Raw genomic sequence first — 7,244 nt, 5'->3', positions numbered from 1 at the left:
AAACCCTACCGCTGGAGAATCGGAAACTCCCAGTGCTTCGATCGAGAACGCCCCGAGTTCCGACGAACCCGAGACAAGCGACTTTCCCAGCACGGACAAGCCTCAGCCGACTGCTAAAAAGCCTGCAGCCAAGAAAGAACCGAAAAATCCTACCGCTGGCGAATCGGAAACTCCCAGTGCTGCGATCGAGAACGCCCCGAGTTCCGACGAACCCGAGACAACCGACTTACCCAGCACTGACAAGCCTCCAGCGGCTGCTAAAAAGCCCGCAGCCAAGGCCGAAGGCGACAAGCCCCCAGCTAAAGCTAAAAAGGAAAAAGCACCTGCTGTTGAAGACAAGCCCTTTGCGGAATTTATTCAACAAGATTATTTGCCCGCTTTGCAAACTGCTTTGACTAAGCAGGGCGTTAAGGATTTAGAGGTGAGTTTGGCAAAGCAAAAACTCCCAGTTGCGGGTATGAGTTCCGCCGGGGATTGCTGGCAGGTAATTGGGAAATTCCAAGAAGGTCAGCGCCAATTTAACATATATTTTCCTCAAGAAAATATTCAAAGTCAAAGGGCGTTTTCCTGCGCTGAAAATAATACCAAAACTAGCACTTTAGAGCCTTTCTTGATAGATGAGCGCAAGGTAACACTAGACCTCATGGTGTTTGGCGTCGTCCAGCGGCTTAACGCTCAAAAATGGCTAAATCTTAATTAGTCAGTAGTCATTAGTTATTAGTCCTTAGTGGCGGGTCTTCGGACACTTACTAATGAGTGTCAGGGCGGGTTAATTGTAATATAAACTTTACCCCTCGCCCAATTTCTAATTTTGCCCTGACTGACTCAGAAGTCAAAAGTCATAGCTAATGACTAATGACTAATGACTATTGACTAAGGACAGATTTTCTTCGGATTTTGTCAAAAAATTGCGAGCTTGCATTATCCCGTAAAGATTAACATCTGTTTCTAACAAACAAGCATGACCGCTGTTAGCCAGCAGCACCATTTCAGCATTGGGAATTACCTTGACTAAAAGCTTCGCTTCTACTAAGGAAGGCAGCAGCCGATCGGCACCGCTAGCAATTACTAGCGTCGGCTGTTTGATGCCGCGCAACTGATTTTCGTCAACATTAAACGATCGCACTAACGCCAATCTCCACACAGACGTGTTTTGCGGTACTGCTTGCATCGCTTCTAGCAAAGCTCGCCGATCGTCGCGCCCAATCTTTCCTAATGATGCTAATATCGGCAATAAACCGATTACCGACAGCGGATAAAGGTTGGCCGGCAGCCACTGAGTCAGGTACGAGCCCCACTGCACCCAAGGCTGCTGTCGAAACGAAGAAGCTGGATTGACTAAGATTAATCGATCGCACAATTGGGGAGCTTCTAACATCACTTTCATCGCTAAACACCCCCCAAATGACTCGCCGCACAGATAAACCGGCCGCTTCGGCTTTCCGGCTTGCTTTTCGGCTTCAATTAAGGCAATTGTTTCCCCAACCAGTACATCCCAACTAGGCGTATCGTCCGCAGGTAAAGTTAAGCAACGAATGTCGAAATGATTGGCTAATTTAGGAATTTGGGAGCGCAGCAGCAAACCGCCCCCGTCCATACCGGGCAAAAATACAAATAAAGGGCGATCGAGTTTCGGGGGTTTGGGGGTTAGGAAACGAAGCTTGTTGTTAGCATTTGCCATGATTCAAGTCAATCGATTTTAGATTTTAGATTTTAGATTTTAGATTGGAAATCTGACACCAGCCAATAGTCAACAATCAACAGTCAACAGCCAACAGTCAACAGTCAACAAACTTACAAACAACCTCGTTGGAGTAATTCTGCAATTTCTCCTTGACAGTGGTCTGTGAGTTCAGCCACAACTGCTTTGGCTTTTTTGCCTTGATATTGCTGCTGTCTCTCGGCAGTAATCCAGTAAGGCTGGCCGATTAAAACATTAACTCGCTGATAAATTATCACAGGATGCCACCCAGAGCGATCGAACAGTGGTTCCGAAGGATCAAAAAAACTCAACAACTTGAGGGGTACACCCGATCGTACTGAGTGTTCCTCAAAAGAATTAATCGCCACCGGCAAAACCGCCAAATCCCGCACCGGCGCCCGCAAAGCCAAATGAGCAAATCCGCGCTGAAACTTCCCCACAGTATTGGGCCCAGTCACCTTCACCATCGGTTCTGCACCCTCTGGAAACACCCCCACCATCTCCCCGCTTTGCAGCAGCGCTGTCGCTTGAGAGAAAAAATGCTGCTGTCGGTGCTCGGGTGCTTCCAAGGGGAAAGCGCCGAAAGTCGTCACAACTTCCCTCATCAGCGGAACTTGACCCATGTAATGATGACAAGCAAAACGGATCGATCGACCCAAAGCCGCTGTCAGCAGCACAGGATCTAAGAAACTGCGGTGATTGCTCACCACCAGCACCGGACTCTCTTGGGGAATCCGGTCTTCGCGGAACACAAACGTCTGCGTTCCCAAACCAGCCAGGAAACAGCGCGAAATCAGCAATTTGCTCTCTGAAGACATGGGCGAAAAGACAGGTGCGACGCTATAAAGGTTGATTCCATTCCCACGCAGCTTAACATTACTTTACCAAGGCAGGGCTCCCTCAAAAAGTAGACTTTCCCCTGATGCGTTGGTTTGGTAATCCAGGACCCACTGCTGGTAATCACGTTGGTTTTTTCGCGCGTTTATTTCTAGTCAGCCGGCCCAAACCCTAAAAAACCCGGTTTCTAGGCTTCGGAATGCGATCGCCAAGTGTTTCGGCAGAAATCCCCCCTCAGAAGCAAAAATTTATCAAGTGTTGTCGCAACTTATTAAAGAATGTTTACAACAACCCCAAAACCAAGTTGCGGCAGCTAAACTTAGAAATTTACAGTGGGCATTGACGCACTGTCAAAGTATTTTTGGACAAGTCGTAATAGCAATCTCGCGAGGCATCAAATGAATAACATCCAAAACTATCGCCTTAGATGTACGCTCACCTTTGGCGACATTTACGGTCAAATCATTGTTTGGCTGATAGTCATCTTCCTAAGTCTAGCGTCGGCACTGGCCTTGTGGAGTAGCGCCCGCCAAATCTTCGCCTTGGCTACCGTCGGCTTGATTTTAGTGCTGTCTCTGCCCTTTTTGCTGTTTGCTTTCGTTACAACTCTGCTAAATAACATTGAAGTGCTTGCTGTAGAACCCGGTACGGAACCTCAACCTTCTGCAACGGGAAATCAGTCACTTCAGAATCCTGCCGAAAGCGCCGGCTAGTCCAATTTGAAATTTTAACTTTTGATTTTCCATTCAAATCAAAAGTTAAAAAACTTCCTGCTCTTTTGGTAGGAAGTTTTTTTTTGCGTCACGATAAGTTGAGCAGAACACTCAAAATAATTAAAAAAAATGCTAGAACACGACGTAATCATTGTAGGCGGCGGTTTAGCAGGTTGCCGCGCCGCAGTAGAAATTGCCCGGACTGACCCCAGTTTAAAGGTAGCTGTCGTCGCTAAAACTCACCCGATTCGATCGCACTCCGTCGCAGCCCAAGGCGGCATGGCCTCCAGCCTCCAAAATGTCGATCCCGAAGATAGTTGGAAAGCCCACGCCTTCGACACAGTAAAAGGTTCAGACTATTTAGCCGACCAAGACGCGGTAGAAATCCTCACCCGCGAAGCCCCCGGTGTAGTCATAGATTTAGAACACATGGGAGTCCTCTTTTCCCGCCTCCCAGACGGCAGAATTGCCCAGCGCGCTTTCGGCGGACATTCCCACCGCCGCACCTGCTACGCCGCCGACAAAACCGGTCACGCCATCCTCCACGAATTAGTCAACAATCTGCGCCGTTACGGGGTTCACATCTATCAGGAGTGGTATGTCACGCGCCTGATTTTGGAAGAAGGCCAAGCCAAGGGGGTAGTTATGTACCGCCTTCTAGACGGTCAAATTGAGGTTGTCCGTGCTAAGGCGGTGATGTTTGCTACGGGGGGTTACGGCCGAGTTTACAATACCACGTCGAACGATTACGCCTCGACGGGAGACGGTTTGGCGATGACGGCTTTAGCTGGATTGCCGCTGGAAGATATGGAATTTGTACAGTTTCACCCGACTGGTTTGTATCCCGTGGGAGTGTTGATTTCCGAGGCTGTGCGGGGCGAAGGCGCTTATTTGATTAATTCAGAGGGCGATCGATTTATGGCGAATTATGCCCCGTCGCGGATGGAATTAGCCCCCAGAGATATCACCTCGCGCTCAATTTCCATAGAAATTCGCGCCGGCCGAGGAATTAATGTTGATGGTAGTGCCGGCGGCCCCTTTATCTACCTCGATTTGCGGCACATGGGACGCGAAAAAATTATGAGCAAAATTCCTTTTGCTTGGGAAGAAGCCCACCGTTTGTTAGGAATTGATGCCGTAAATCAGCCGATGCCCGTGCGCCCTACCGTTCACTATTCAATGGGGGGAATTCCTACTAATGTTAGCGGGCAAGTTCGCAGCAGTCCTGACAGTTTGGTAGACGGTTTCTTTGCAGCCGGCGAAGCAGCTTGCGTGTCAGTTCACGGCGCCAACCGTTTGGGCAGTAATTCGCTATTGGAATGCGTAGTTTACGGCAAAGTTACTGGCGCAACCATAGCACAATTCGTACAAAATCGCAAGTTGCCTGCCGTAGACGAAGAGCGTTATATTACGGAAGCAAAAGAGCAAATTCAGGCACTTTTAGAACGTCCAGGAAAATACCGAATCAATCAAGTGCGGCAGCAGTATCAAGATACTATGACTGAGTATTGTGGCGTATTTCGTAGCGCCGAATTGATGCAGGAAGGTTTAAAGAAATTGGAAGATTTAGAGCGACAATATGAGGATGTTTACTTAGACGATAAAGGCAAGTTGTGGAATACGGAGATTGTGGAAGCTTTGGAGTTGCGGAGTTTGATAATTGTCGGAAAAATGATTTTAACTTCTGCTTTGAACCGGCAGGAAAGTCGGGGAGCTCATTCCCGGGAAGATTTTACTGAGCGCGATGATGGCAATTTCTTGAAGCATACAATGGCGTATTATTCGCCTGCAGGGATCGATTTGGCTTATATGCCGGTGGCGATTACGATGTTTGAGCCGCAGGAGAGGAAGTATTAATTTGTAGGTGGGCAGTGCTAGCCCTGTTAAGGTTGTGTAGAAATCCCTCAAACGTTTGAAATTGCGTAGCGGGCGATCGTTAAATCTTCTTCTGTTAACAGGTGATTGGCAATAAACTAGGTTTATTGCCGATCGCCACAGCCTAGAATGACGGAAATCAGTCGATCGCACCTTGACAGGGCGCGGTGGCAATGCGTACCTTACCAATTGAGAGGAAATTCGGCAATCTTTAGTCTATTCTACCACTTTTAGTTATCTTGAGCTATAATTATGTCAGATACGACATATGTGTAAACTATATAACTAGACTACTTAATTTATGGAATCCCAAGGCGAGAACAAAGATGTTGTTTGGCTCATCAAAGGCTCCGTAAAAACTCCCCCTTTTTCCGCCTCAGCGCGAATTGAGGCAGGGATTTTATTAAGGATGTTACAAAATGGAGAAATTTTAGCTATGCCTGTCTCTAGACCTATGCCAAGCATCAGCCCTCACTGCTACGAATTGCGGATCCATGATAGTGAAGCCGATAAACAGTGGCGAATTATTTACCGGATTGACTCAGATGCTATTGTCATTGCAGAGGTGTTTCAAAAAACTACCCAGAAAACGCCTAAGCGCGCGATCGAAAACAGTCAAAAACGACTGAAATTGTACGATCAAAGCTCAGGAGAAACCTAGTTATTTCAGGACTTCCTTTAGGGTGGGCATGGCCCACCTTACAAATTGAGAGACAATTCACCATTCACAATCCTTGGTCTGTGTAATTCATAATTAAAAGAGGTAATATTTACAATGGATGCCATTAAACGTCAACGTTTAGAAGCAGCAGGTTGGCGGGTGGGAGATGCCGCAGACTTTCTAGAACTTTCTGCCGAAGAAATTGCTTTTATTGAGATGAAGCTGTCTCTAATTAAACGCTTGAAGCAGCTTCGCATTAGTCAAAATCTTTCTCAAGAAAGTTTGGCTAAGAAAATTAAATCTAGTCAGTCACGGGTAGCTAAAATAGAAGCTGGCGATCCGTCTGTTTCTCTTGATTTGATGGTAAGGACAATGCTAGCGCTGGGAGCAACTCGCGAGGATGTGGCACTCGCTATTACTTCTTCCAAAAGCTGAGAAACAGACAGTTGACATTTGAGAATGTTATAGAATTTGAAGTTAACTTTATCCCGATAAAACTATCTCAGCCGTGATAATTCTGGCTAACTTCGTCCACAGATAAACTTAACGCCTCCGCCACTTGTTCGGCACTCAAACCCATACCCAACAACCGGGGAATTGCCTCCCTTCTTGCCTGAAATTCAGCTTGTCGTGCCTGTTCTGCACTCTCGGCTCTTTCCCGCTGTTGCTCCCCTCGCAATCTCTCTAATTCTGCTCTTTCATCGCCAATCAACAGCAAATTACCTTCCTCGTCCCACCAGCGCAGCCAAAGCATGGTTTGATTTTGATAACTACCTTGCCAAAGTCCCAATTCTACGCCTAAAGGTGCAATGGGAAAATGACCGCGCTGATTGAGTTCTAACAGTTGATAATACCCGTCAATCAACCGATAAACTTCTAATCTGCCATTATTTACTTGGTAGATGCCGTAATAGGGAATTCGCATCACCCGCTCATAAACCCAAAACTTTCCAGGTTTCGTGACTACCCCTTCATCGGTGCGAGATAAAGGAGTACGATCGCGCTCTTCATCTCCGTTCCCGCTGGCAAATTCCAAAGCAATTAACGGTGCTATGTGTTCCCGCCACAACACGTAGGAACGCCGAATTTGACCGTCAATGTTAGGACTGGAGTTTAGACTAAACAGCTCTTAAAGGGCGATCGTCACCGCACTCAAAAACGGCAACGGTCGCTGGCGACAAGTGATGAAGCTCAACAATAAGATAGCAGTCCAGCGACCGTTGACGTTTTCTTTAAGGGCGCGAACTCTCCGGAGGGAAGAAACACGCGCTGTCTGAGCGGTCTAATTTCTCGATGGGGAGTTGAGACTAAAAAAGAGAGAACGGTGGCTTTCAGCAGAACTTAGAGCCACCGCGCTGGGAGAGAATGAGGGTGAAAAATAAAACCTATCCACTCCCTGAATGAACAGTGAACGATTAAAGGACTTTCGTCAAGCAGCATACGAATTATTGGTGCG

7 protein-coding genes and 1 pseudogene are annotated in these 7,244 nt (G+C 47.2%); 5 read left to right on the top strand and 3 right to left on the bottom strand.

The window, feature by feature from the left end; all coding sequences use genetic code 11:
• Positions 1–700: DUF2996 domain-containing protein (locus QUA77_RS12540; protein WP_333450342.1), on the top strand; the 700-nt coding region annotated here is incomplete at its 5' end.
• A 159-nt stretch (positions 701–859) separates the two neighbouring features.
• Here the strand turns inward: QUA77_RS12540 and QUA77_RS12535 are convergent.
• Positions 860–1,681, bottom strand: a complete 822-nt coding sequence (locus tag QUA77_RS12535; protein WP_333450340.1) for an alpha/beta fold hydrolase — start codon at positions 1,679–1,681, stop codon at positions 860–862.
• A gap of 113 nt (positions 1,682–1,794) precedes the next feature.
• A complete protein-coding gene (locus QUA77_RS12530) occupies positions 1,795–2,520 on the bottom strand; it encodes a lysophospholipid acyltransferase family protein (RefSeq protein WP_333450339.1) in 726 nt (241 codons plus the stop codon).
• A gap of 417 nt (positions 2,521–2,937) precedes the next feature.
• Here QUA77_RS12530 and QUA77_RS12525 point away from each other — a divergent pair, with 417 nt between their 5' ends.
• From QUA77_RS12525 to QUA77_RS12510, 4 genes are all read left to right on the top strand, one after another.
• Positions 2,938–3,252, top strand: coding sequence for a hypothetical protein (locus QUA77_RS12525; RefSeq protein WP_190741078.1), 315 nt, complete (start codon positions 2,938–2,940; stop codon positions 3,250–3,252).
• 129 nt (positions 3,253–3,381) lie between these two features.
• Positions 3,382–5,109 carry a succinate dehydrogenase/fumarate reductase flavoprotein subunit gene (locus tag QUA77_RS12520; RefSeq protein WP_333450338.1) on the top strand — a complete coding sequence of 576 codons (1,728 nt, stop codon included), beginning with the start codon at positions 3,382–3,384 and terminating at the stop codon, positions 5,107–5,109.
• 319 nt (positions 5,110–5,428) lie between these two features.
• Positions 5,429–5,788 (top strand): type II toxin-antitoxin system RelE/ParE family toxin, encoded by a 360-nt coding sequence (locus QUA77_RS12515; RefSeq protein WP_333450337.1) that lies wholly within the window; start codon positions 5,429–5,431, stop codon positions 5,786–5,788.
• Positions 5,789–5,902: 114 nt separating this feature from the next.
• Positions 5,903–6,223, top strand: coding sequence for a helix-turn-helix transcriptional regulator (locus tag QUA77_RS12510; protein ID WP_333081469.1), 321 nt, complete (start codon positions 5,903–5,905; stop codon positions 6,221–6,223).
• 67 nt (positions 6,224–6,290) lie between these two features.
• Here the strand turns inward: QUA77_RS12510 and QUA77_RS12505 are convergent.
• A pseudogene (locus QUA77_RS12505) lies at positions 6,291–6,902 on the bottom strand (Uma2 family endonuclease); the annotation flags it as partial.
• Between the last annotated feature and the right edge of the window lie 342 nt (positions 6,903–7,244).

It is taken from the genome of Microcoleus sp. K5-D4 (assembly GCF_036704575.1).
GTDB lineage: Bacteria > Cyanobacteriota > Cyanobacteriia > Cyanobacteriales > Microcoleaceae > Microcoleus.
This window is presented reverse-complemented; position numbering and strand designations above follow the sequence as displayed.